Source organism: Fulvivirga aurantia, from assembly GCF_009711475.1.
In the GTDB taxonomy this organism is placed as follows: Bacteria; Bacteroidota; Bacteroidia; order Cytophagales; family Cyclobacteriaceae; genus Fulvivirga; species Fulvivirga aurantia.
In genome coordinates, this window is sequence record NZ_SMMD01000189.1 from 1 (window position 1) to 877 (window position 877).

Annotated in this window: 1 protein-coding gene; it reads right to left on the minus strand. The window is 34.2% G+C overall.

Going from position 1 to position 877, the window contains the following annotated elements; translation table 11 throughout:
- Positions 1-114: 114 nt before the first annotated feature.
- A partial coding sequence (locus E1176_RS00585; RefSeq protein WP_246205897.1) for a uroporphyrinogen-III synthase occupies positions 115-877 on the minus strand: 763 nt, incomplete at its 5' end.

Sequence of the window (877 nt, forward strand, 5' to 3'; positions counted from 1 at the left end):
TTTCGCATAAGCTTAAGTTAAAAGCAGTCTTAAATATAATATAATTTTATTAATACATTCAAGATCTGCAACCAAAAATGGTCAGCCAACTGTGTTTTTTAACAAAAACATAATCTATTTGATGCCGTTGGCCTTCTTAATATAAAGCTCAAGCGCACCAGTCATAGACGGTGCATTTGGCAATGGGGCCTCGATATCAATTACAAGATTATTTTCTCTCACTGCTTTGGCTGTGGTTGGTCCAAAAGCTGCGATCCTGGTTTTATTTTGCTCGAAATCGGGAAAATTAACAAGTAAAGAATTAATACCAGAAGGACTATAGAAAGCTAAAATGTCGTAATAAACATTTTCTAGATCTGAAAGATCACTTGCTACAGTTCTGTAGATAATTGCTTCACTGTAATTAAATCCGTTGTTGCTCAAGAAATCCGGAATATCATCTTTTCTAATGTCAGAGCATGGGAAAAGATATTTCTCATTTTTATGTTTCTTGAGTATCTCTATAAGCTCAGCCGCTGTACGGTGGCCTGTAAAGATCTTTCTTTTTCTTATAACGATGTATTTCTGTAGATAGTTAGCTGTTTGCTCTGATATACAGAAATACTTCATATCTGCAGGCATTTCTACCTTAAGTTCTTCGCAGATATTAAAGAAATGATCAACAGCATTTCTACTCGTAAATATTACTGCCGTGTGATTAAGAATATCTATTTTCTGCTTTCTAAACTCTTTTATTGATACAGGGTCTACCTGAATAAAAGGTCTGAAATCGATGGTAAGATTGTATTTCTCCGCTAATTTGAAATAGGGAGAATTTTCATCACTTGGTTTTGGCTGAGATACGAGAATGCTTTTTACTTTTTGCATTCTATCTTTC